The 20,465-nt window shown below is 63.8% G+C and carries 25 protein-coding genes and 2 pseudogenes; 13 read left to right on the forward strand and 14 right to left on the reverse strand.

Annotation, left to right across the window (positions count from 1 at the left end; all coding sequences use genetic code 11):
* Positions 1-206: 206 nt before the first annotated feature.
* From CXY77_RS12965 to CXY77_RS12980, 4 genes and pseudogenes are all read left to right on the forward strand, one after another.
* On the forward strand, positions 207-647 hold the full coding sequence (locus CXY77_RS12965; protein ID WP_104130198.1) for a GyrI-like domain-containing protein: 441 nt from the start codon (positions 207-209) through the stop codon (positions 645-647).
* A gap of 555 nt (positions 648-1,202) precedes the next feature.
* Complete coding sequence (locus tag CXY77_RS12970; protein ID WP_255410028.1) at positions 1,203-1,478, forward strand: DJ-1/PfpI family protein; 276 nt, start codon at positions 1,203-1,205, stop codon at positions 1,476-1,478.
* A gap of 412 nt (positions 1,479-1,890) precedes the next feature.
* Positions 1,891-2,328, forward strand: coding sequence for a GNAT family N-acetyltransferase (locus CXY77_RS12975; protein ID WP_233197392.1), 438 nt, complete (start codon positions 1,891-1,893; stop codon positions 2,326-2,328).
* A 61-nt stretch (positions 2,329-2,389) separates the two neighbouring features.
* A pseudogene (locus CXY77_RS12980) lies at positions 2,390-2,870 on the forward strand (2OG-Fe(II) oxygenase family protein); the annotation flags it as partial.
* Positions 2,871-2,890: 20 nt separating this feature from the next.
* On the opposite strand, the gene pdxH reads toward CXY77_RS12980, so the two are convergent.
* Positions 2,891-3,532, reverse strand: a complete 642-nt coding sequence (gene pdxH, locus CXY77_RS12985; RefSeq protein ID WP_233197393.1) for a pyridoxamine 5'-phosphate oxidase — start codon at positions 3,530-3,532, stop codon at positions 2,891-2,893.
* A 254-nt stretch (positions 3,533-3,786) separates the two neighbouring features.
* Here pdxH and CXY77_RS12990 point away from each other — a divergent pair, with 254 nt between their 5' ends.
* Entirely contained in the window at positions 3,787-4,041 is a 255-nt protein-coding gene (locus tag CXY77_RS12990; RefSeq protein WP_140425527.1) for a hypothetical protein, read from the forward strand.
* Positions 4,042-4,085: 44 nt separating this feature from the next.
* On the opposite strand, the gene CXY77_RS12995 is transcribed toward CXY77_RS12990, so the two are convergent.
* The 4 genes from CXY77_RS12995 to CXY77_RS13010 form a co-directional block, all read right to left on the reverse strand.
* Complete coding sequence (locus CXY77_RS12995) at positions 4,086-4,346, reverse strand: Txe/YoeB family addiction module toxin (RefSeq protein ID WP_104130201.1); 261 nt, start codon at positions 4,344-4,346, stop codon at positions 4,086-4,088.
* A complete protein-coding gene (locus CXY77_RS13000; protein ID WP_092340671.1) occupies positions 4,343-4,594 on the reverse strand; it encodes a type II toxin-antitoxin system Phd/YefM family antitoxin in 252 nt (83 codons plus the stop codon). The genes CXY77_RS12995 and CXY77_RS13000 overlap by 4 nt, the downstream gene beginning before the upstream one ends.
* A 106-nt stretch (positions 4,595-4,700) precedes the next feature.
* Positions 4,701-4,952: a type II toxin-antitoxin system RelE/ParE family toxin gene (locus CXY77_RS13005; protein ID WP_369827295.1), complete on the reverse strand. Its 252-nt coding sequence runs from the start codon at positions 4,950-4,952 to the stop codon at positions 4,701-4,703.
* Between the two features lie 8 nt (positions 4,953-4,960).
* A complete protein-coding gene (locus CXY77_RS13010) occupies positions 4,961-5,236 on the reverse strand; it encodes a type II toxin-antitoxin system Phd/YefM family antitoxin (protein WP_104130202.1) in 276 nt (91 codons plus the stop codon).
* A 365-nt stretch (positions 5,237-5,601) separates the two neighbouring features.
* On the opposite strand from CXY77_RS13010, the gene CXY77_RS19950 reads away from it, so the two are divergent.
* The 4 genes from CXY77_RS19950 (at position 5,602) to CXY77_RS13030 (ending at position 7,755) form a co-directional block, all read left to right on the forward strand.
* Positions 5,602-6,033 (forward strand): ArsR family transcriptional regulator, encoded by a 432-nt coding sequence (locus tag CXY77_RS19950; RefSeq protein WP_140425528.1) that lies wholly within the window; start codon positions 5,602-5,604, stop codon positions 6,031-6,033.
* Positions 6,034-6,200: 167 nt separating this feature from the next.
* Complete coding sequence (locus CXY77_RS20170; protein ID WP_158252832.1) at positions 6,201-6,344, forward strand: hypothetical protein; 144 nt, start codon at positions 6,201-6,203, stop codon at positions 6,342-6,344.
* 485 nt (positions 6,345-6,829) lie between these two features.
* Positions 6,830-7,075 carry a hypothetical protein gene (locus CXY77_RS20175; RefSeq protein ID WP_158252833.1) on the forward strand — a complete coding sequence of 82 codons (246 nt, stop codon included), beginning with the start codon at positions 6,830-6,832 and terminating at the stop codon, positions 7,073-7,075.
* Positions 7,076-7,290: 215 nt separating this feature from the next.
* On the forward strand, positions 7,291-7,755 hold the full coding sequence (locus CXY77_RS13030; RefSeq protein ID WP_158252834.1) for a GNAT family N-acetyltransferase: 465 nt from the start codon (positions 7,291-7,293) through the stop codon (positions 7,753-7,755).
* A gap of 28 nt (positions 7,756-7,783) precedes the next feature.
* Here the strand turns inward: CXY77_RS13030 and CXY77_RS13035 are convergent, their stop codons facing one another.
* The 5 genes from CXY77_RS13035 to CXY77_RS13055 form a co-directional block, all read right to left on the reverse strand.
* The gene (locus tag CXY77_RS13035) at positions 7,784-8,314 is read right to left on the reverse strand and encodes a GNAT family N-acetyltransferase (protein ID WP_199181923.1); all 531 of its coding nucleotides are present in this window, start codon (positions 8,312-8,314) and stop codon (positions 7,784-7,786) included.
* A gap of 230 nt (positions 8,315-8,544) precedes the next feature.
* Complete coding sequence (locus CXY77_RS13040; RefSeq protein WP_092340677.1) at positions 8,545-8,955, reverse strand: RidA family protein; 411 nt, start codon at positions 8,953-8,955, stop codon at positions 8,545-8,547.
* Positions 8,956-8,967: 12 nt separating this feature from the next.
* Positions 8,968-9,519 (reverse strand): dihydrofolate reductase family protein, encoded by a 552-nt coding sequence (locus tag CXY77_RS13045; protein ID WP_104089328.1) that lies wholly within the window; start codon positions 9,517-9,519, stop codon positions 8,968-8,970.
* 35 nt (positions 9,520-9,554) lie between these two features.
* A complete protein-coding gene (locus CXY77_RS13050; RefSeq protein WP_092340679.1) occupies positions 9,555-10,481 on the reverse strand; it encodes a Ppx/GppA phosphatase family protein in 927 nt (308 codons plus the stop codon).
* A 26-nt stretch (positions 10,482-10,507) separates the two neighbouring features.
* A complete protein-coding gene (locus CXY77_RS13055) occupies positions 10,508-12,808 on the reverse strand; it encodes a hypothetical protein (protein WP_140425529.1) in 2,301 nt (766 codons plus the stop codon).
* A gap of 186 nt (positions 12,809-12,994) precedes the next feature.
* Between CXY77_RS13055 and CXY77_RS13060 the strand changes: the two genes are divergently transcribed.
* Positions 12,995-14,461: a glycoside hydrolase family 1 protein gene (locus tag CXY77_RS13060; RefSeq protein ID WP_104130206.1), complete on the forward strand. Its 1,467-nt coding sequence runs from the start codon at positions 12,995-12,997 to the stop codon at positions 14,459-14,461.
* A gap of 94 nt (positions 14,462-14,555) precedes the next feature.
* Here the strand turns inward: CXY77_RS13060 and CXY77_RS13065 are convergent, their stop codons facing one another.
* From CXY77_RS13065 to CXY77_RS13075, 3 genes and pseudogenes are all read right to left on the reverse strand, one after another.
* A complete protein-coding gene (locus CXY77_RS13065; RefSeq protein WP_104130207.1) occupies positions 14,556-15,290 on the reverse strand; it encodes an ABC transporter permease in 735 nt (244 codons plus the stop codon).
* Positions 15,287-16,040: pseudogene (locus CXY77_RS13070) on the reverse strand (ABC transporter ATP-binding protein). Before CXY77_RS13070 ends, CXY77_RS13065 begins: the two are co-directional and overlap by 4 nt.
* 95 nt (positions 16,041-16,135) lie before the next feature.
* A complete protein-coding gene (locus CXY77_RS13075; RefSeq protein WP_092340790.1) occupies positions 16,136-16,726 on the reverse strand; it encodes a cysteine hydrolase family protein in 591 nt (196 codons plus the stop codon).
* A gap of 156 nt (positions 16,727-16,882) precedes the next feature.
* Between CXY77_RS13075 and CXY77_RS13080 the strand changes: the two genes are divergently transcribed.
* The 3 genes from CXY77_RS13080 to CXY77_RS13090 all read left to right on the forward strand — a co-directional run bounded on the left by CXY77_RS13080 (position 16,883) and on the right by CXY77_RS13090 (position 19,117).
* The gene (locus CXY77_RS13080; protein ID WP_104130208.1) at positions 16,883-17,467 is read left to right on the forward strand and encodes a heme-binding protein; all 585 of its coding nucleotides are present in this window, start codon (positions 16,883-16,885) and stop codon (positions 17,465-17,467) included.
* Between the two features lie 187 nt (positions 17,468-17,654).
* On the forward strand, positions 17,655-18,221 hold the full coding sequence (locus tag CXY77_RS13085; protein WP_092108227.1) for a LemA family protein: 567 nt from the start codon (positions 17,655-17,657) through the stop codon (positions 18,219-18,221).
* 11 nt (positions 18,222-18,232) lie between these two features.
* Positions 18,233-19,117: a M48 family metalloprotease gene (locus tag CXY77_RS13090; RefSeq protein WP_092340685.1), complete on the forward strand. Its 885-nt coding sequence runs from the start codon at positions 18,233-18,235 to the stop codon at positions 19,115-19,117.
* A gap of 79 nt (positions 19,118-19,196) precedes the next feature.
* Here the strand turns inward: CXY77_RS13090 and CXY77_RS13095 are convergent, their stop codons facing one another.
* Positions 19,197-20,417 carry a winged helix-turn-helix domain-containing protein gene (locus CXY77_RS13095; protein WP_104130209.1) on the reverse strand — a complete coding sequence of 407 codons (1,221 nt, stop codon included), beginning with the start codon at positions 20,415-20,417 and terminating at the stop codon, positions 19,197-19,199.
* Positions 20,418-20,465: the final 48 nt, after the last annotated feature.

A 20,465-nucleotide genomic window follows, 5' to 3' on the forward strand; every position in this document is an offset into this window, starting at 1 on the left:
TTCTCCTGTGAGATCAGTCGTGTGTGTTGGCAGAATTGTGTGCACCGGTCGAAGTGAACTTTCTGTCTGATGACCATCTGCCTACGGATCTGGATCCGACCATTCAGGCCATCAAACCGACAACAGTCCCTCTGGTTAGAGTGGCGAGGCCCTACCATTCTGGGATACACGAGTAAATCGTTCGGGGCCAAGCCTGGGAGGGACCAATGGAGATTGTTGAACTTGGTGAGACTGCCGTCATCGGAATCGAAGTTGTCGCTTACTTCGGCCAGCTACGCTCCGAGATGCCTGCGGCCTGGCGCGAGCTGTTTTCCCGTCAAGACGAGCTGCCCGCCTTAGGCACAGGCGTCTTCGTCGAGGCCAGCGACCATTTAGGCGACGGCCGTTACCGCGAGATTATTGGAGCAGTAGCTGTCGTCGCCGCCGTTGCAGTGCCTGATGGTATGGCTGTTGCGCTCCTTCCCGGTGGAAGATTCGTCCACCACCGGCATGACGGTTCGGTGGCAACCATCGCAGGCGGTTACCAGACGATTTATGACTGGGCTGCAGAGCAGGGATTGACTCTCGGGAACCGCAAGCTCGATGTCGGATACACGGCCGATGATGTTCAACAACCGCACGAACTTTACGTCGACATTCTCATCTGACGGCCGCCCCCATTCACGACGAGATCAGGCTATACCGGCCGAACCGCCGTGCAATGCCAATGATCCGCGCAGCTGTCGAAGTCGTCCGGATGCGGCAGCCTCGTCTACTTGTTGAGAGAGGGACTCGGTGGCAGGTCATCTTTCCCGTGTGGCACAAAATCAGCGAGTTCGGCAATTCACGCAGTCCACCCGAGATCTCTCCCGTTGACTGTTTCCCTTGCGGGCGTTCTCGTCCAGCCCGCCCACATTGCTCCTCCGACTCGCTGGGTGGAGCAGCCTTCGGTCGACAGACCTTGTTGGCCGGAGGCGATCTCGTCCTCGTCGCACTCATCGCATTTTTCAAGGCAGTGCTGAGTCTGCGGAAGCTATCGCGAGCGACCGGGTGGTTTTCCGCGCAATGACAAACCCAGATACGGCCAACCGCTCGGGCTGTCAGATGGCCTGGACGAATCTCACCGGCGCGTCTCGATTGTCCTCTTCGACGGTTTCGAGCTACTCGACGTTTTTGGCCCGTCAGGCCTACTCGGAATGCTGCCGTAGGCGTTTTCTGTCGAATTGGTCGGCTCCTCTCAAGGGCTTGTGAGGAGCAGTCAGGGTGCCGAGGTCGTGGCGACCGTTGGGTATCGTGACGCGAAACTTCCCTCCATCGTTCTTGTTCCTGGAGGACGAGGTACTCGCTCGCTCGTCAACGACGCCGAATTCTTCGAGAGGCTGGCAGCGTGGGCGAGCGAGGCAAGACTCGTGACGTCGGTGTGCACCGGGGTCGCTCTGCTCGCCGCGGCCGGGCTGCTCGACGGGTTTCGAGCGACGACTAATAAACGTGCGTACTGATGGGCGACGTCGTATGGTTCGTCCGTCGAATGGGTCACTCAAGCACGGTGGGTAGAGGACCGCAGCTGATGGCCGTCTTCAGGCGTTGCGGCAGGAATTGACATGATCGCCGCATTGGTTGTACATCTCTTCGGACCAGAGACTGCTGCGGCGGTGGCCGCCGCTGCCGAGCTCAAGATCCACACGGACCCGCACTGGGATCCCCTCGCTGCGGCAAACGGACGAAAGCCGTCCCGCAGAGGGTTCCCTTTCAAACACGAGGTGCTCGAGACCCCGCCTCGCGTGCTGGCACAGCCCGATGTCCCCCTGACGTGCCGATCCGTACCCTGGTCACATGTCAGCCTGAGTTCGCCTTGCGCGATCGGGAGACCTCGACGTCATCGAGAAGATTGAAAACGATGCCGACCAGCTCTTGATCAACACACTCAAGCCGGAGGGTTGGGCTGCCGCCCCCTCTGGAGCTGCTCGTGCGTCGCAGCCCGGCTTCATCCTTGTCGTCGAGCTCGACGACGGTCACGTTGGCGGGTTTGTTCATGTTCTCGAGGTCGACGGCCTGTGCCACTTGGAGCAGCTGTCCGTAGCGCCGGCGGAGGCGCGGAAGGGTTGGGGGCGGGCGCTCGTGGAGGCCGCCAAAATCCAAGCGCAGGAGCGCGGGTACCACCGCATCTCGCTTCGAACCTACGCGGACGTCCCATGGAATGCCCTGTTCTACGCAAGTGCCGGTTTTGTCGAGGAAGAGCCATCCACGCAATTTCATCGTTCCCTGGTCGGCGTCGAGGCCGAACTTGGACTTAACCAATATGGGCACCGGGTACAGATGGTTGCCTACGCTGAACCATCAACCCCGTAAGAGGTTCGTCTTTCGGAGTGAGGTCGTTGTGGAATCGGGCGGCCAAGCCGGCGATGCGACGAAACCGTTCACTGTGATGAAGATCGTGCGCTACCCCGGCAAGTTCGACCCGACGCCGAAGCAGGGCGTTGGCGCGCATAAGGATTCCGGCGTGCTGACACTCCTGCGTCGAACCGGGCAAGGGCGGCCTGCAGGTCGAGAAGGACGGTGCCCGGATCGATGCGCCGCCGCTGGATGGGGCCTTCGTGGCGAACATCGGCGAGCTGCTCGAGGTGGCCACCGACGTCTACCTGAACGCGACCGTGCACCGGGTGATCTCGCCGCTCATCGGCGAGGACCGGATCACGATCCCGTTCTTCTTCGGGCCGGCATTCGACGCGACGATCCCGCTCCTCACCCTGCCCGACGAGTTGGAGACCCCAGGCATCATGGCAGAACCGGAGAACCCGATCTTCACCACGTACGGTGAGAATGCGCTTAAGAGCCGGCTGCGCACGCATCCGGATGTGGCCGCGATCCACTACTCCGACCTCGCCAAGTAACCCCCGGCCGCGGGCCGCGGTTATGGCTGGAGCCGCTCCATCGTCCAGCCACCCGCGTCACCGGCCGTGAACCGCAGGCGGTCGTGCAGCCGGGACGTGCGGCCCTGCCAGAACTCGATCGCGCGCGGAACCACACGGAACCCGCCCCAGTCGTCCGGCCGCGGAATGTCCGTGTCGTCCGGATAACGCTCTTCCACCCGGCGTACCTGCTCCTCGATCAGGGCGCGGCTTGCGATAGGCCGCGACTGGTCGCTGGCGACCGCGGCGACGCGAGACGCCCTCGGCCGGCCTACGAAATAGGCGTCGCTGGTGGCGGCATCCGTGGGGCTTGCCGTGCCGTAGACGATCACCTGGCGCTGCATGGCATACCAGGGGAACAGCAGCGAGACGTCCGGGTTAACGCTCAACGCCCGGCCTTTGCGGGACGCGTAGTTGGTGACGAATTCGAAGCCGCTGCCGTCGAGGCCCTTGAGCAGCACGGTTCGGCTGCTCGGCCAGCCTTCCGGGTCGACGGTGCTTAGCACCATGGCATTCGGCTCGTAGAGCCCGGCCTGCTCCGCGGCAGCCAGCCACACGTCGAACTCGACCATCGGGTCGGGGTTGACCCCGGACTCGTTCAGGCTCACTGCGCCGTAGTCGGTGTGACTTGTCAGGGATTCCATCAGTATTCTCGCCCTCGGTTTGAGCCGCCGGAATACGAAAGCTCCCCGGCCTGCCCCTCCAGCCTAGGAGGAACAGGCGGACGGGGAGCCTGTGGCCGCGTGTGTGTCAGTCGCGCTTTTCATAATCGTGGCCTGAGTTGTGGCCCTGTAGTGGTTCCCTTTGCGGGTAGTTCGACTTCCGATGGTGCGCTCGAAGTTCGAGAAATCCTTCGACGTGGACATCATGGCGTCAGTGCCCGGTGTACAGTCCCGCCATGCCCTCGCTTATTCAGCAGAGAATGGCCCTCGAGCGTATTCGCACGTCCGCCATTGTGTGGACCGTGTTCGGCGGGTTTTGGGGCCTGCTTTCAATCGCCAACCTGCTTGTCGGCACAGAGCCGACGCGAGGGGCCCTATACCTTGCCGTCGCGGGAGGGCTGATCGCCGTTGGGCTTGTCAAAATGAGGCGATACCGACGTGAAATTACAGCGTTTGCGGTCGAGAATGGCCCCGACGCCGGCAAGCGTTAACTCCAGTCCGGGCGTCTCGTAGAGGGTTCCGCATACGGCCTGCGTTAGCGCCCGTAGTGGTATCGACATCCGGCGATACGGACTTCGTCGTTCTCGACCTTGTAGATCAGGCGATGTTCGTCTGTAATCCGACGTGACCAATACCCGCGGAAGCCGTGCTTGAGGGGTTCGGGTTTTCCGATGCCTTCATTGCCGTTGAGATTAACGTCGCTCAGGAGCGTATTGATGCGTTTGAGGATCTTGCGGTCTTGCGTCTGCCACCAGCAGTAGTCGTCCCAGGCATCCTCGTCCCAGATCAACTTCATTCATCAAGGGCGTGCTGCGTGCCGTGGCCGGCCTCGAGTCGATCGATCGATCCGAGGAGGCGGCGCGCGTTCGCGGGGTTCTTCAGCAGATAGGCGGTTTCCTTGAGCGACTCGTAGTCGTCGAGCGAGACGATGACCACGGGTTCGTGTCCTGCACGAGTGATAACAACTTCTTCTCGGTCATCCACCACTGCTGAGAGTGTCTCGGCGTACTTCGCCCGGGATTCTGAATATGTCATGGTGCGCATTGGGATCCTTTCACGTACAGAAAATTGTACGTCACCTTGATTACGACTACAAGATTCACCCACAGCTCCACCATCGTCGCGTAAGCCGTTCCTGTTGCGGGATCACTTATCGGGATTCGTATATCTCGCGACGATGTCCGAGTCGGAGGACGAGCATGATTAACAGGTCGTCGTGAATCTCGTAAATGATGCGGTAGTCACTCGTTCGGACCCGCCACTCGCCAGAGCCCCCGACGAGTTGGATCGCCTTGGGTGGCCGCGGATCGTCTGCCAAGAGGTCGATCGCTGCTTGAACTCGACGTCGGGCCTGCGGATCGAACTTGCGCAGTTGCCGTTCGGCGGCTGGTGCGATCTTCACCGAGTAAGTCATGCGAGGCCGAGGTCCGCCTTTACCTGTTCCCAAGGAGTCGGTTCGCTTTTCGTGCGACGCATCTCTTCACGCGATTCCTCAGCGGCACGAATATCGGCCATGTCTTCGGCCAATTCAATGAGGCGCTCCAAATCGTCGACGTCGATAACGGCCGCGACTCGCCGCCCGCGGCGAGACAAGAAGACCGGCCCGTGCTCGGTGCGAGCGCGGTCGATGATCGATGCGAGCTGGTCGCGTGCATCCGAGACGCTGACAGGGACTGTGGTCGACATGCTTCAATCGTACATTTCACCTACCTGATGTACAAGAGATCTTCAAATGTACAACTGGCCTCCCGCTCAGGGTTCCCTTACGAACACCGCAAGACTCTGTTGCGGCACAAACTTCAGCACACGTTGTTGTGCCGAGTGCCCCTGCCCTCGCTCCGGTCTTGTTTATCCACATAGCCGATAGTATTATCGCGTATGTGAACATACAGGCGCCAGCGTTAAGCCCGCTCTTCCGGTCAGATGCGCAGGGAGAAATTCTCGCACGGCTGTTTCTCAATGCCGATCGATCATTCACAATCGCCGAACTTGCTCGCGCCGCTAAGTCGCCGTATGCGAGCGCTCACCGAGAAGTCTCTCGCATTGTCCAGATGGGACTTGCCAGCACGGAGAAGCGCGGTCAGTCCGTCGAGGTGCGAGTGCGCGCTGATACGCCGGCCTTTCGGCCCCTCGCGGAACTGCTTGCCCTGACGTACGGGCCGGCTGTCGTGATACCCCAGCATTTGTCAGGGATATCCGGAATCGATCAGGCATTCATCTATGGTTCCTGGGCCGCCCGCCGTGCGGGGGAGCCGGGGGAGCCGGGGGATGCTCCAGCAGACATTGACGTACTCCTCGTCGGCAACCCGCCCCGTGGTGCTGTCAACGAGGCGGCACGCCGTGCGGGCACCAATTTGGGGCGCGAGGTGAACGTGCGAATAGTCAGCACGGCCGCGTGGGAGGCCGCCAGCACGGACCCGTTCTTGCGCACACTGATCGAGCGTCCGATCGTGAGCCTTGAACTTCGTGAGGAAAACCCATGATCAACCGTTGGGACCGCGGTAGATCCGAGGTTGACTTGCTTCTCAAGCAAGGCCGCCTTACGCGGGTCTGGTCAATCAAGGGTTGAAAGCCCGCGGCGAGGGTGCACACGCCGTTCTGCTTGAAGTGGCGATCGCTCAACTCGAGCCACCACGGCAGATTGAAATTCGTGAATTCGACTGGATGCGGCGGCTCCGCAACTCGACGCAATATTCCGACCTCGACCGCCCGTCGGCGAGTGTCGACGACGTCGATCAAGCCGTTCCCGCAGCAGGAGCGATCGTTGATCGTGCAGCTCGACTCTTTGAACTGATGCCGGCCTATTGACGGGGTAGAGACACCGAAAAAGGCTCTCGGGTTTGCCCACATTTTGCCCACAAATGTAGGAAAATGACGTGATTGTGGCACTACTCAAATGACCAAAAACGTTGATTTTATGCGGAACTTGCCCGATCGCGGAGTGGCCATTCGCCTCCCAATTGGTTTCAAGTTCCAGTGAGGGCTCCATGAATATTTCGCGTTGATCTCGGCTTTAACTAGGTAACAGGCTCCTCAGGTGCCCCGTTTGCCCAGAGCGCGGTGATGGTCATTTGAAGGTGGCATGTCAGCCGACGACTTCGCCGTGGAGGTTGGCATCACACCAGCGAACGTCGCCATGCTCAAGAACGGTTGCGCTCGAACGATCCCGATTTTCAACCACACTCGACATAATCAGCCTCTTCCTGACTTACCAGCCCGGCGTCATCGTGGTCTGGGACGACAAGCCCACATGCCAGCTCTATCCGCTAGATTCGGCCCATGACCAAACCACAAAGCGTCGGGCCATATGTGAAAGTGACGCAGCGCGGATGGCCGGAATGGGTTGCCGTTATCGACGCTATGGGTGGCCGGGAGCTTTTTCATCCCGACATCGTGCCGCTGGTACAACATGAAATCGCGCATCTGGAATTGAAAAATCACGGGTGGTGGGCGCAGGCCATCACGATCGCTTACGAACAGCACATCGGCCGCCGGACAGCGCGGCCCTCACTGCTATCAAGATGAACAGTCCGCTGATCGACCATTGCCAGAGATTCGGGTTGAGGATCATGAATGGTTCGCCGTCGAGGTGCACAAAACCCTGAAGTCGGTCCCAGAGCAGCGCTACAGCCGGGCGGCACACCGTAGTCAAAGATGCACATTCCCGCCGTGCGTCAGGACTGTGCAAGTCTCAATGAATGGATTGGCCAAGATCTGCACCTATTACGACTGCGCGCCTCGTGCTGGAACCGCTGTCGGTACTTCATGCCCCTTCTATGGTCGACGTCCTGGCCGCCCCCTCGCTCTATGACTTCACCGGCGGGGAAGCGCCGTCGCTCGAGCAGTTGGAAGACCGTTATGCGGCACAGGCAGTCGGGCACTCGGCGGATGGTTCGCAGTGGTGGTTGAACTGGGTCGTCATTCAGCGTGATGGCATGCAGCCGATCGGGTTCGTGCAGGCAACCGTCGAGAACGACGGATCGAAACTCGTAGCCGACATTGCCTGGGTGATCTCACCGACCTGGCAAAGGCACGGTTTCGCGTCGGAGGCCGCTCAGGGGATGCTCGAATGGTTGCGATCAAACGGGGTGGACCATTTCACGGCACACATCCATCCGGCCAATCATGCGTCAATGCACGTCGCGCACAATCAACAATTACACGTGACATCGTCCAAGAAAGATGGCGAAAATCGTTGGGAATAGGGGCTGCGCTGGGGGCTTCGACCATCCTTCACTTCAAAGTTGCCTTGTGGTCAGGCTCCGCTGGCGCACGTCGAATCATCCGAATCTCCTTGATTCCGTATTCTTCCTTGCACGAACCGTCGGGAATAAAACCGTGCTTACGGTAGAACGCCTGGGCTCGCGGATTGGGATCTGCTACCCAGAGCCCCGCCGCTGTTTCGGGAGAGATGACAGCGTCGAGGAGAGCTTTCCCGGCGCCGGTGCCGTGCGCGGATGCAAGCACGTAGAGGACGTTGAGTTGCTGGCTCCATGTCGCATCGGTATCCGTGGCGGCCGCGCTCTGTGCGATTCTGATCAGGTCGCCGTTCTGTTCCGCGACCGCGATTCGATCGTGAGCGAATCGATCATCCGTGAGCCCGATCGTCCAGAAGCGCTCTCTCGTCGACAGTAACGCTGGGTCGTCCAGCATCTCGTCGCGCATGATGCCCCGATAGGTTTCCTGCCAGGTGGCGACGTGCAGACGTGCCATGGCCGCCGCGTCCGTTGGTACCGCCGATCGGATGACAGGTTGCGTCTTCATACGTTCGATACTAATAACGAATGTTTCGTCAGGCTACTGATCAGCAAGTTTGGTCTCCCAGGCGCCATGTAGACGACTAGCCTAATGGCGACCGACACGGGATCGACCGAGTCGGATGCGGCAAGAGACGATGCATTGGTCAGAGCGCCAACCAGTGAAACGGCGACGAGATAAGCAGTCGCAGCGACTAGAGCGGATGCGGGGCGGTTGGCGGTATGCCCGCCCTGCGACTACGCCCCCCCGCCGAGACCTTGTTGGGGGAACGCAGCTACGGCTTCGATTTCGACGAGAGCGCCCGCGCGTGCTGGGGTGACCGCTAGTACCGTGACCGCGGTGCGACGGTTTCCCCAGACCGTGGCAGTGGCGGCGTACGCTTCACCGGGGTCGATGCCGGTCGCGAGATAGATCGTCAGCTTGACCACGTACTCCGGTCCGGTTCCCGCTTCGGCCAGAACGGCGAGCACGTTGCGCAAAGCCTGCTCGGTTTGCGCTCCGAGCCCATCGAGCAGCGCGCCGCTGCCATCAGTGCCGTTCTGCCCGCCAACGTAGAGCGTGGGCCCTGCGGGCGCGATCATGCCCTGCGCGAAGGCGGGGCTCTGAAAAAGCTCGGGCGGGTTGATCGGTGTGGGAAATGAAGTCATGGTGCTGTCCCCTCAGTCGGTGCGCAGGCCGTAGGTGAGCAGGGCGTTGCCCTTGCTCGTCGTCAAAGACTTCTGCAGCGTCAGCCGCGTCAGGGGATCGGTCGGCTCGAACAGGTGACGGCCAACGCCCGCCACGACGGGGTGCGTCATCACGGTGAGTGAGTCGAGCAGGCCGGCGAAGAGCAGTTGGCGTACGAGCGAAATTCCGCCGACCAGCGAAATCTCGCCGCCCGCCGTGTTCTTCAGGTCGGTCACGAACTCTTCGAGGTCGCCGGTGATCAGCGTGGAATTCTGCCAGGCCAGCTCGCCGGTCAGCGTGCGCGAGGCGACGAACTTCGGCACGGGATTGATGAAAGGGCCGAACGGGTCGTCATGCTCGGCGCTCGGCCAGTAGCTGGCCCACTGTTCGTAGCCAACCCGGCCGAGTAGCACGGTGTCGACGCGGTCCATCATCGCGGTCATTTCCGCGCCGAGCTCTTCATCGAAGCTGTCGAATTGCCAGAGGTTGGGCGATTCGACGACGCCGTCAAGGGACATGAACAGGCCGGCGGTCAGTTTTCGCATCAGGGCTCTCCTATGAGTCGGTGTGAAAAGGCATACTAACGCAGCCGGTCGAGGTAGCGAAGAATGACGCCTTCGCGCAGTGCCCACGGCGACACCTCGAGTTCGGCAGCCCCGAATGCGGCCATCGCTGCGCCTAGTACGATGCCTCCGGCCACGATCTGAAAAGTGCGGTCGGCGGTGATCCCGGGCAGGGCTGGGCGGGCTTCGGCGGGGATGCGCGCGAGCCGCGGCACCCAGTCATCCAGCTCGGCACGCCCCAGGCGCAGCCGGTCGGCCGCACCGACGCCATCGGAGGTGGTGCCGGCCAGGCGGGCCAGCGAACGGATCGCCTTAGATGACCCGACAATGTGGTGTGGGGCCGGCAGGTGCGCGAACGCGTCAACGGCATCGCGCAGAACGGATGCCGCGTGCTTACGCAACGCAGACACCTCCTCCGGCAGCGGGGGATCGTGGTGCAGAAAACCGATCGTGCTGCGTCCGGCCCCGAGCGGAAGCGACAGCGCGACCTCGGGAAACTCAGCTCCGCCGGCCGCGATCTCCAAGGACCCGCCGCCGATGTCGAACAGCAGAATGTTGCCGGCCGACCAGCCGTACCAGCGCCGCACTGCCAGGAAGGTCAGCCGGGCTTCGTCTTCGCCGGATAACACTTGCAGGGCCACACCGGTTTCCCGTTCGACCCGGTCGAGCAGTTCGGGGCCGTTGGTCGCGTCGCGCAGCGCCGAGGTCGCGAACGGCAGCAACTCGTCGATGTTGTGCTGCTGGGCAACATCCGCTGCGTGTTGTACAGAGGTGAGAACCGCGGCGACACCCTCGTCATTGATCGCGCCCTCGGGAGTGATGTAACGCATGAGACGCAAGACGCTCTTGTCGGCGGCCATCGGCACCGGCGGAGCGCCTTCGTGCGCGTCGACAACCAACAGGTGGACGGTATTCGAACCGACGTCGAGAACTCCTAGGCGCACATGTGTACGATACCGCTTGCAGCGTGCTAGCGCTGAGCGGGCGTGACGAACCGCTGCCAGGCCCACGCACTGGCGCACACCGCGGCGAAGGTTGCCGCCGTGATCCACAGCGTCAGGCCGGTACCCGCACTCTGCACCTGTTCCACCATCGGTGACAGCGCCGCGAACAGGATTCCGTACGTGACGACGGTCAGACCGGTCCAGACCAGCGGCGACCAGGACAGAATGCGACGCCCGCTAGTATGGCCGACGGGCACCAGAATCAGCACCGCTGAACCGATGGCGGCGAGCACGATCGTGTTGCCCGTCTCCGCGGCCAGCGACGTGACGAAATCACTGGCAGCGGGAAACAGCGAGCCGAGCGACCAGGCGAGAACGGCGAAGGCAGCCAGCGCGCCCACCCGCACCGCGGCGAGCTGGCCGCGCTGTGCGGTCGTGGGCTGTGCGGTCGTGGGCTGTGCGGCCGCGGGGTGCGCGCCGTGCGGGCTTACGGCATCCGTTGTGGCGGTGAGGGTGACGCTGCCGAGCAGCCCGAACAGCAGGGCGGGGTGAATGTCGAACAGGCGGGACGCGATCGCGGCCGCCGCGATGAGCAGCAGGTAGCGCGGCAGAAAGGTGACCGTTCCGCGCAGCCGCAGTACGCGCGAACTCCACCACAGCGGAACCAGAATGGCCACCGCATTGACCAGTACCAGCCCGATGATCACGGCGACGAGCAGGCGCAGGTAAGCCGGTTGGTCGACGATCGGACCGGACAGCATGACGAACGTCGCGGCCGCCAGGAGCGCCGCTCCGCCAGGCAACCAGCGGTTGAGCCGCACGGTGGGCGCGACCTCGTACTCCTCGCGCACCCGGTTGCGGCCCGCCAGTGAGGGCAACGCCCGAAGTGGTCGGCCGCCGCGGGAGCGGGAGATGGTGCCCGCGAGCAGGCGCAACGGTACGGCGATCAGCAGGAGCGCCCCGAGGGCGAGCAGACCGGCCTGCAACCAAGGAAACGGCGAGCCGGTGCCCGTCGGGCCGATCGCCGCCGCAAACCGAGTCGGGTCATTCCACTGGCCGGGAAAAGCGGATGCCGCAGCCCCCTCGTTCTCCGGCTCCGCCGCTTGCGGGTCTGGCGCGGTGGTCCCCGGCCCCGGGGTCGGCGACGGCTCTGCCGTCGGGCCGGGTGCGGCAACCGCGCCATCCGGTGACGGCGAAGCCGATGGGCTCGGAGTCGGCGTGACCGGTGGCGTTGCCGAGGCGGACCCAGACGGCGTCGGCGTGCTCTCAGCCACATAACTGACCGATGCGGGCGTCGAGCCCGGTCCGACATTGCCGGCGTTGTCCTTCTGCACGGCGATGACCGAGTACGACCCGGCAGCCACGCCACCGGCCGAGCAGGTCCAGGCTCCGCTGATCACCGGGGCGGAGCAGACCGAGTAGGCGCCGGCGAACACCGTCACGGTGGCGCCGGTTTCGCCGGTGCCGGAGTACTGGGCGCCGGCCACGGACACTTGCGCGCCGGTGCTCGGAGAGGTTACAACAGGGGCCTCCGGCGCGGTGACGTCGAACACGATCGCGACCGGTGTGCTCGCGTTCGAGGAAGTCGGTCTACTGAACGATGACGTCTGGCTGGCCGTCACATTCAGGCTGCCGTTACCGAGGCCGGAGAACAGGCAGGCCCAGGCGCCGGAACTGTCGGCGGTGCTGTTGCAGGTATCGCCGTTCGGCAGGGTCGCCGTCACGATGGCCTGGGGGTGCCCGGTTCCGCGCACCCAGCCGTTGGACTCCGATCCGGTCAACCCGCCGAGCACCGTCGGGGCACCGAGTACGGCAACGGAGATCTCGGCGCTCAGAGTTGGACTGCCGGTCACCACCACCCGCAGCGTGATATTGGGTCCGTTCTGCAGGTAGACGTTGTCGCAGCTCCACGAGGTCGACGCGTCGTTGACGATGCACAGCGGGTCACCGCCGCGCGGCGACAAGAGCTGGATTTCCTGGCTGGCAGCCTTCGACCCCGATACGGTGGTGCGGTTGCTGCCGACGAATTGCCCGTTGTTCGGGTGGCTGATCTGCGGAGCCGGCGCCGGGCCGGTCGTCGCGCTGGGATTCGGTTCCTCGGTCGCGGTCGGAGTAGACGCGGCCGGTGTTGACTCGGTCGCTGTCTCGTCTGCCGTAGTCTGCGGCGCCGAAGTCGCCGGAGTCTCTTCGGCCTGTGCGGTCGATAACGCGGGAGCCGCGAGCGCAATGGCGCAGCCGAGCAACAGGGCTGCGATCGCCGCAACGCTGCGGGAGTGCCGCGGGCGCGCCGACGTGCTCAAGACTGCGGTACGAGCCGATGCGGACACATTCACCCCCTGCCCCAATTTGAGGGGTAGTCGGCGGCAAAGTCAACCTCCCGCACCTGCAAACAGAGTAACAAACCAGAGGAATTCTTCGCGGACCCCAAAACCTACCGTCAGTCGGTCGTAAACGTGACACCCTCAAGAGAAGCGGATGCCCCGCGCCGCCCGCCGAAAAGAGCCGCACCCACCATGAATCCCACGCCCCGCAGCCCCGCAGCACCAGCGAATCGCGCCATCGCCGCCCGGGACTGGGAACACCGCGCCGGCGAGCTCGGCGACCGCCTGCCGACCGGGTTCGAGGTGGCCGTGGCCACCTCCGCCTTTCAGATCGAGGGCGCCGCGCGCGACGGCGGCCGCGGCGACAGCGTCTGGGACACCTTCAGCCAGGTGCCCGGTCGCATCCGCGACGGCTCGAACGCCTCCGTCTCAACCGACCACGTGAAGAACTACGGCGAAGACACCTCCCTGCTGCGCGACCTCGGCGTCGATTCCTACGCGTTCTCCTTCGGCTGGACCCGGCTGCAGCCGGAGGGCCGTGGGGCCTTGAACCGTAATGGACTCGCGTTCTACGATCGTTTGCTTGACGCGTTGTTGGCTGACGGCATCCGTTCGAGCGCTACGCTTTCGCACTGGGACCTGCCAGCGGTCCTGCGCGGCGGCTGGCTGAACCGCGACACGGCGGGCCGTTTCGCCGACTATGCGCACGCCGTGGGGGAGGCGTTCGGCGACCGGATCGACGCCTGGGTCACCCTGTTCGAGCCGGCCACGGTCACCACGAAGGGGTATGCGCTCGGCACCCACGCGCCCGGCCGTACCCTGCTGTTCGACGCGCTGCCGACGGCGCACCACCAGCTGCTCGCACACGGACTCGCCGTGCAGGCCCTGCGCGCAGCGGACGTGCGCGGACGCATCGGCCTCGTCAACTCGCACACCCCCGTGCAATCCGTCACCGACCGTGACCAAGACCGCTCCTACGCCGCCCTCTACGACCTGCTGCAGAACCGCCTGTTCGCCGATCCCGTTCTGCTCGGGCACTACCCTGACCCGCTCGAACCGTTCGCGGTTGAACTGCGCACCCTGCTCGAGGCCGACCCCGAGGACCTCCGCACGATTCACCAGCCGCTCGATTTCTATGGCCTGAGCTATTCTGAGCCCGCTCGGGTCGCCTCCGGCGCGACGGTGCTGAAGGCCCCCGATGGTCGAGCGATCCCGATCACGTCGTGGCCGTTTCACCTCGAGGCCTTCCGCGAACACCCCACCACTTCGGCCGGCGTCGTCAACGCCCCCGAATACGTCGCCGTGGCGCTCGCCGAAATTCTCGCACGCTACCCCGACCTGCCCCCGGTGTACCTCTCGCTGGCCGGTGGCGCCTTCGCCGACCAAGCGGATGCCCGCCACCAGGTGCAGGATCCCGCCCGCGTCGACTATCTGGCCGAACACCTCGTAGCAGCGCTCGACGCGACCGCGCCCGGTGGTGCGGCCGCCGCCATGGATCTTCGCGGCGTCACCTTCTGGTCGCTGCTCGACGCCTTCGAGTGGAACGCCGGCTACACCCAGCCCACCGGTCTCGTGCACGTCGATTTCACCGACGACCGCCGCACCCGCACCCCCAAGCTGAGCTACCGCTGGCTGCAGCACGCCCTGGCCAACCGCTAAGAACCGCTACACGTAGCGCTGGGTCGGGTTTTCCGCGGAGTTGCGAGTGTTTGAGTGGGGAGCGGAGACCCGACTCAGCGCCCCTTGACCGGCCTCATGGCGTGCGCCGCCGCAGCGTCACCGAGCCGAGCACGACGGCTCCCACGATCCAGGCGCCGATAATGATCAGTTCCCCGCCCACATAGGCGGCATCCTGCGAGTCGGTCGCGACCGCCTGCAGGGCGTCGATCGCGTGTGACAACGGCAACCAGTCGCTGATGGCCCGCAGCACATCGGGCAGCTGGTCGCGAGGCAGAAAGATGCCGCCGAGCAGAATCTGCGGAAACACCAGCGCCGGCATGAACTGCACCACCTGAAATTCCGTGCGAGCGAACGCGCTGGCGAGCAGGCCGAGGGTCGTGCCGAGCACAGCATCCGCTACCGCGACGGCGAGCAGCAGCCAGAGCGATCCGCTGATCTCCAACCCGCACACCCACACCGCGAACCCCACGGCGACGGCCGATTGCGCCACCGCGAGCAGCCCGAACGCGAGCGTGTAGCCGAGAATGAGATCGCCCTTGCCGAGCGGCATCGACAGCAGGCGCTCGAGTGTGCCGGTGCGGCGTTCCCGCAGGGTGGTGATGCTGGTCACGAGAAACATCACGATGAAGGGAAACAGCGCGATCATGCCCGGCCCGATCGTGGCGAATACCGGGGTGTCCGAGAAGATCCAGGCCAGCAGCCCGATCAGCAGGCTCGGCACCACAAGCAGCAGCACGATCGTGCGCGGGTCGTGCCGCACCTGGCTGAGTATCCGACCGGCAGTCGCGAGGGTGCGCTGCGGATTCATGAGTGGCTCCCGTCGCCGGGGCCGGCAAGCGGATGCCGCGCGATCAGCGCCAGGAACGCCCCCTCGGTATCCGCGGTGCCGGTCGAAGCCAGCAACCCCGCCGGGGTGTCATCGGCCAGAATCTCGCCGTCCCGCATGAGCAGCAGCCGGTCGCAGCGGCTGGCTTCGTCCATCACGTGGCTGGAGACGAGCAGGCTCGTTCCCGACGCGGCGAGCTGATGAAAGAGCGTCCATAGTTCGACTCGCAGCAGCGGGTCGAGGCCCACGGTCGGTTCGTCGAGCACGAGCAGATCGGGGGAGCCGAGCAGGGGCGCCGGCGAGCGACACCCGGCTGCGCTGCCCGCCGGAGAGCGACCCGACCAGCTGACCCGCCTGAGACGTGAGGTCGGTCAGGGTCAGTACCCGGTCGACGTCGCTGCGCGGGGCCCCCAGCACGGCGCGGAAATACTGCAGGTTCTGGCGCACGGTGAGGTCGTCGTAGACGCTGGCATCCTGCGTCACGTAGCCCACCCGGTGGCGCAGCGACGCCGATCCCGCCTCCCGGCCGAGCACCGTCACCGTACCGGACTGCACCACCTGCACGCCGACGATCGTTCGCAGGAGCGTGGTTTTGCCGCATCCGCTCGGGCCCAGCAGGCCCACCACGACGCCGCGGGGAACACTGACCGACAACCCGTGCAGCACCGGATGCTTCCCCCGTTGCACGTGCAGATCGGTCACGTCGACCGCGGGGGCGGATTCGTTCACCATGGTCGAACTCTCCGCCGCTGCACCCGCCGTGTCAAGCCCACAATGGGCGGTTTTGGCGGGCTCCGATGACCCATACGTCTGTCATCGCGACGAACTCACTGCAGAGACGCTGTGATCTTCTCGGTGGTGGCGATACGTGCGAAGCCGCCGGACTGCAGGTTCAATGCGGTCGTGGCCATGAGTTCATCAGCGCTACGACTTATCGTTCCCAGACCCGGAACCGTGGTCGTTAAGTCGAAAGTTCTTGTGGCGTCGAGTGGGACCACGACGTCGTAGCCCAGATTTCCGGCCATTCGCGCTGTGGTTTCGACACACATGTTGGTCTGGATGCCGCAGATAACCAAGCTTTCGATGTCATGCGCCTGTAACCACTCGTGCAGCGCGGGATCTCCGTAGAAAGCCGAGTTGACCTGTTTCGTGACGAAGAGACTTGGAGCCGCGTCGGCGATGAAGGACATGAGCCGATTTCCGTCCTGGCTGGGATGCAGCGTTGATTCCGGCGATTCGGAGTCGTGGCGCACGACGATGATGGGCCAGTCGTTTGCCCTCCACACGGTGAGGAGGGTTTCGATCTTGTCTTCACACTCGGGGTTGGAAGAATTTCCCCAGAAAGCGGTGTCGTTGAATCCCTCCTGCACGTCGATCACGATCAGGGCTTGGCGCTCGCGGTTCTGTTTCTGACTCATGAGATCCATCGAAGCGGATTCTCTTCGAACAGAACAGTGGCCTAAGCGACAGTGAACGATGAAATCGCGCCAGATGTCTTGGTGTCGCACGCTGGTGAGTGGCTTGACGGCCGCACTTGGGAGCGAGAACCCAGTCATCTGCAGTAGCTTCGGTGCGTGACCGAGCAACAGCCCTACCAAATTGTGAAGCAATATGAGGATTTCGAATTGCGCCGATACCCCGCGCATCTGGTGGCCGAGGTCACCATCGATGGCCCATTCGAAGACGCCGGTAATCGGGCCTTTCGCTACCTGTTCGCGTACATCACCGGCGCCAACCAGTCACTTCGTAAAGTCGCCATGACGGCGCCAGTGGTGCAAACGGATGCCGCCGAAGAGATCGCGATGACCGCGCCGGTACTGCAGCAGAGCGTGAAAGATGTCTCTGGCGCTGCGGCCGGGGAACAGTTCCGGGTGGCTTTCGTGCTGCCCAAGGCGATGACGGCCGAGACCGCGCCGCAACCCACGGACCCGACCGTGCACCTACGCACGGTGCCCGCCAGCCTGGCCGGTGCCCTCCGCTTCAGTGGACGCTGGACTCAGACTCGATACGAACAGCATCTCGAGGAGTTACACGCGGCGCTCGGCGCCGCCGGCCTCACAGCCCTGGGGGCACCGAGATTCGCCCGATTCGACCCGCCGTTCACGCCATGGTTTCTACGCCGCAACGAGGTCCTGCTCGACGTCGAAGAGCCCGGCTGAGCAGCGCTCGCCCTGCCTTCCCGGAAATCCCTGCGCGCCCTGAGCTTGCTTGGAGTGTCATGGGAAGCGGGTGGGAGCCTCCGGGGTCGCGGTTAGTATTGGCAGGTACGCACGGGGGGTCGTTTTTGGCCAGTTCATGTCTCCGTGCCAACGTACACATCTCGCCAATTTGCAAGGAGACGCTGCCATGGAATGGCTCATCCCGGTTTTGATCGTTGTCGCACTCGTCGCCATCGTGGGTATCTACCTGTGGTCGACCTACAACTCCCTCGTCACGCTCAACGTGCGCGTCGACGAAGCGTGGAGCGACATCACGGTGATGCTCAAGCGTCGTGCCGACCTGCTGCCCAACCTGATCGAAACGGTCAAGGGCTACGCAGCGCACGAGAAAAGCGTGTTTGAGAACGTGACCAAGGCTCGGGCCGAGACGCTGTCTGCACAAGGTCCGGCCGACGCATCCGCTGCTGAGAATCACATGCAGACCGCCCTGAAGAGCATCTTCGCCGTCGCCGAGGCGTACCCGCAGCTTCAAGCCAGCCAGAACTACCTGCAGTTGCAGGGTGCAATCGTCGACACCGAGGACAAAATCCAGGCCGCACGCCGTTTCTACAACGGTGGCGTGCGCGAAATGAACACCAAGATTAAGGTCTTCCCGAACCACCTCTTCGCCGTGAACCTCGGTTTCACCGAACGCGAATTCTTCGAGGTGGCCGATTCCGCAGCGATTGCGGAGCCGCCCCGCGTGCAGTTCTAACGGAGCACTAGATGTACAGCGCGATCGCCAAGAACAAACGCAACACCGTCTTCATCATCATCTTTTTTCTCGCCCTGATCACCGGTCTCGGCTGGCTTGCGGGCGTGGCCTACGGCATGAATGGGTATACCGCTCTTATTCTCACGCTTGTCATTGCGTCGGCCTATGCGCTGATCCAGTACTACGCGGCGGGACGCCAGGCCATCTCGATGAGCGGCGGAATCAGAGTCAACAGCCAATCCGACCACCCGAGGCTGTGGCGCACGGTCGAAAATCTTTCCATCACGACGGGCACACCCATGCCCGAGGTCTACATCATCAACGACCCGGCCCCGAACGCGTTCGCGACCGGTCGCGACCCCAAGCACGCGATCGTCGCGGCAACGACAGGCCTGCTCGACATCATGGATGACGCCGAACTCGAGGGCGTCATGGCCCACGAGATGGGCCATGTGCGTAACTACGACATTCGGCTCTCGATGATCGTCTTCGGACTCGTCGTGGCCATCGGCTTCGTGTCAGACATCTTCCTGCGCATGGCGTTCTTCGGGCGGGGCAACAACAGCAACGGCAACCCCGTTGTCATGGTGTTCGGCCTCGTCGCCATGATCGTGGCTCCGCTGATTGCGACGGTCGTTCAGCTCGCCGTGAGCCGCCAACGCGAATACTTAGCGGATGCCACGAGCGCGCTGACCACGCGCCACCCCGACGCGCTTGCCTCAGCCTTGGCGAAGCTCGGCGAGTACGGTCGCCCGATGAAGAAGCAGAACACCTCGATGGCGCACCTGTGGATCGCTGACCCGCTCAAAAAGGGCGCAATGGCGAAGCTCTTCGCTACGCACCCGCCGCTTGAGGACCGCATCGCGCGCCTCACCGCCATGGGCAGCAAGTTCTGACCTAACCGTCCCCCAAACCGGTGCGCGTCGGTCGATGGCGGTTTCGACGAGCTCGACCAGCGACTTGATGACGACGCGCCTACTGAAGTTCCGCGGCCAAGCCGTCGGCGAGGTTGCCGCGGGGTGCCACCACGATCTCACCGAGCCCCTGCCACAGCGCCGCCTCCCGCAGCACCTGCGCGAGCCGGCCCGCGGCATCCGCTGGCGCTGCAGGCTCGGCCCAGGCCGCCTGCACGCGCAACACCCCGGCCTGCCGGTCGTTCTTGAGGTCAACCCGGCCCACGACCGTATCACCGAGCAGAATCGGCAGCGAGTAGTACCCGAAGATCCGCTTTGGTTCCGGGGTGTAGATCTCGATGCGGTAGTGAAAGTCGTACAACCGCAGCGCCCGGGCACGCTCCCAGACCACCGGATCGAACGGTGACAGTATCGCCTGGGTGTCCATGGTGCGGGGGAGTCTGGCATCCCGATGCAGCCAGGCCGCTCCGGCCGTGCCGCGCGGCCCCCAGCCCGGCACCTCTACCGGAATAAGCTCGCCGACCTCGGCCAGCTCCCGAATGGCCACCAGGGCGGGTGCTGACTTCAGCCGAAAGTAGTCGGCGAAGTCCTTCACGGTGCCGATGCCGTGGGCACGGGCCGAGCGGCGCACCAGCTCGCGGTGGGCATCCGCTTCTGAAATATCCTGGCCGAGCAGCTCCGGCGAGAAGACCTGCTGGGGCAGGGCATAGACCCGTTCGAAGCGGATGCGCCCAGCGCTCACCACGTCGCCCCAGCGGAACAGCACTTCGAGCCCGGTCTTCACGTCGGACCAGCCCCACCACGGGCCGCTGCGCTTGTTGGCGTCGTGCTCGATCTCGCTCGCACGCATCGGGCCGTTGGCGGCGAGTTCGGCCAGCAGCCAGGCCAGCATCTTCTGGTTGGCGCTCGACCAGTTGCCAACGGTGCGCGCCGACCGGTCCCGATTTTGGTGCATGCGCCAGCGAAACAGCGGCCAGACGTCGGTCGGCAGAAAGGATGCTTCGTGCGCCCAGTACTCGGTGAAACGGGCCTCGCGTCCGGTTGTGAGGCGGTCGAGCTGGGACTTGTCGTACGGGCCGAGGCGGCTGAAGGCCGGCATATAGTGGCTGCGTTCAAAGACGTTCACGGAGTCGATCTGCAGCAGCTCGAGCCGGTTCACCAGGGCGGTCAGCTGGCGGATACCGACGGGAGTCGTCGGGCGGGCGCCGAACCTCTGCGCGGCCAACGCGATTCGCCGCGCCAGTGCGGGGGAAATCGTCGCGGGGGAGACTGTGTGAACCATCTTTTCGACTCTATCCGGCGAACCGGTATGCCGGCCATTCGGGCGGCG

It is taken from the genome of Cryobacterium sp. N21 (assembly GCF_002929575.1).
GTDB classification, from domain to species: Bacteria; Actinomycetota; Actinomycetes; order Actinomycetales; family Microbacteriaceae; genus Cryobacterium; species Cryobacterium flavum.

Excerpts from the sequence above, each read along its gene's own strand:
- CXY77_RS12965 (WP_104130198.1), top strand. The coding sequence starts at position 207 with ATGGAGATTGTTGAACTTGGTGAGACTGCCGTCATCGGAATCGAAGTT.
- pdxH (WP_233197393.1), bottom strand. The coding sequence starts at position 3,532 with ATGGAATCCCTGACAAGTCACACCGACTACGGCGCAGTGAGCCTGAAC.
- CXY77_RS12990 (WP_140425527.1), top strand. The coding sequence starts at position 3,787 with ATGCCCTCGCTTATTCAGCAGAGAATGGCCCTCGAGCGTATTCGCACG.
- CXY77_RS12995 (WP_104130201.1), bottom strand. The coding sequence starts at position 4,346 with ATGAAGTTGATCTGGGACGAGGATGCCTGGGACGACTACTGCTGGTGG.
- CXY77_RS13000 (WP_092340671.1), bottom strand. The coding sequence starts at position 4,594 with ATGCGCACCATGACATATTCAGAATCCCGGGCGAAGTACGCCGAGACA.
- CXY77_RS13010 (WP_104130202.1), bottom strand. The coding sequence starts at position 5,236 with ATGTCGACCACAGTCCCTGTCAGCGTCTCGGATGCACGCGACCAGCTC.
- CXY77_RS19950 (WP_140425528.1), top strand. The coding sequence starts at position 5,602 with ATGGGACTTGCCAGCACGGAGAAGCGCGGTCAGTCCGTCGAGGTGCGA.
- CXY77_RS20175 (WP_158252833.1), top strand. The coding sequence starts at position 6,830 with ATGACCAAACCACAAAGCGTCGGGCCATATGTGAAAGTGACGCAGCGC.
- CXY77_RS13035 (WP_199181923.1), bottom strand. The coding sequence starts at position 8,314 with ATGAAGACGCAACCTGTCATCCGATCGGCGGTACCAACGGACGCGGCG.
- CXY77_RS13040 (WP_092340677.1), bottom strand. The coding sequence starts at position 8,955 with ATGACTTCATTTCCCACACCGATCAACCCGCCCGAGCTTTTTCAGAGC.
- CXY77_RS13045 (WP_104089328.1), bottom strand. The coding sequence starts at position 9,519 with ATGCGAAAACTGACCGCCGGCCTGTTCATGTCCCTTGACGGCGTCGTC.
- CXY77_RS13060 (WP_104130206.1), top strand. The coding sequence starts at position 12,995 with ATGAATCCCACGCCCCGCAGCCCCGCAGCACCAGCGAATCGCGCCATC.
- CXY77_RS13065 (WP_104130207.1), bottom strand. The coding sequence starts at position 15,290 with ATGAATCCGCAGCGCACCCTCGCGACTGCCGGTCGGATACTCAGCCAG.
- CXY77_RS13075 (WP_092340790.1), bottom strand. The coding sequence starts at position 16,726 with ATGAGTCAGAAACAGAACCGCGAGCGCCAAGCCCTGATCGTGATCGAC.
- CXY77_RS13085 (WP_092108227.1), top strand. The coding sequence starts at position 17,655 with ATGGAATGGCTCATCCCGGTTTTGATCGTTGTCGCACTCGTCGCCATC.
- CXY77_RS13090 (WP_092340685.1), top strand. The coding sequence starts at position 18,233 with ATGTACAGCGCGATCGCCAAGAACAAACGCAACACCGTCTTCATCATC.
- CXY77_RS13095 (WP_104130209.1), bottom strand. The coding sequence starts at position 20,417 with ATGGTTCACACAGTCTCCCCCGCGACGATTTCCCCCGCACTGGCGCGG.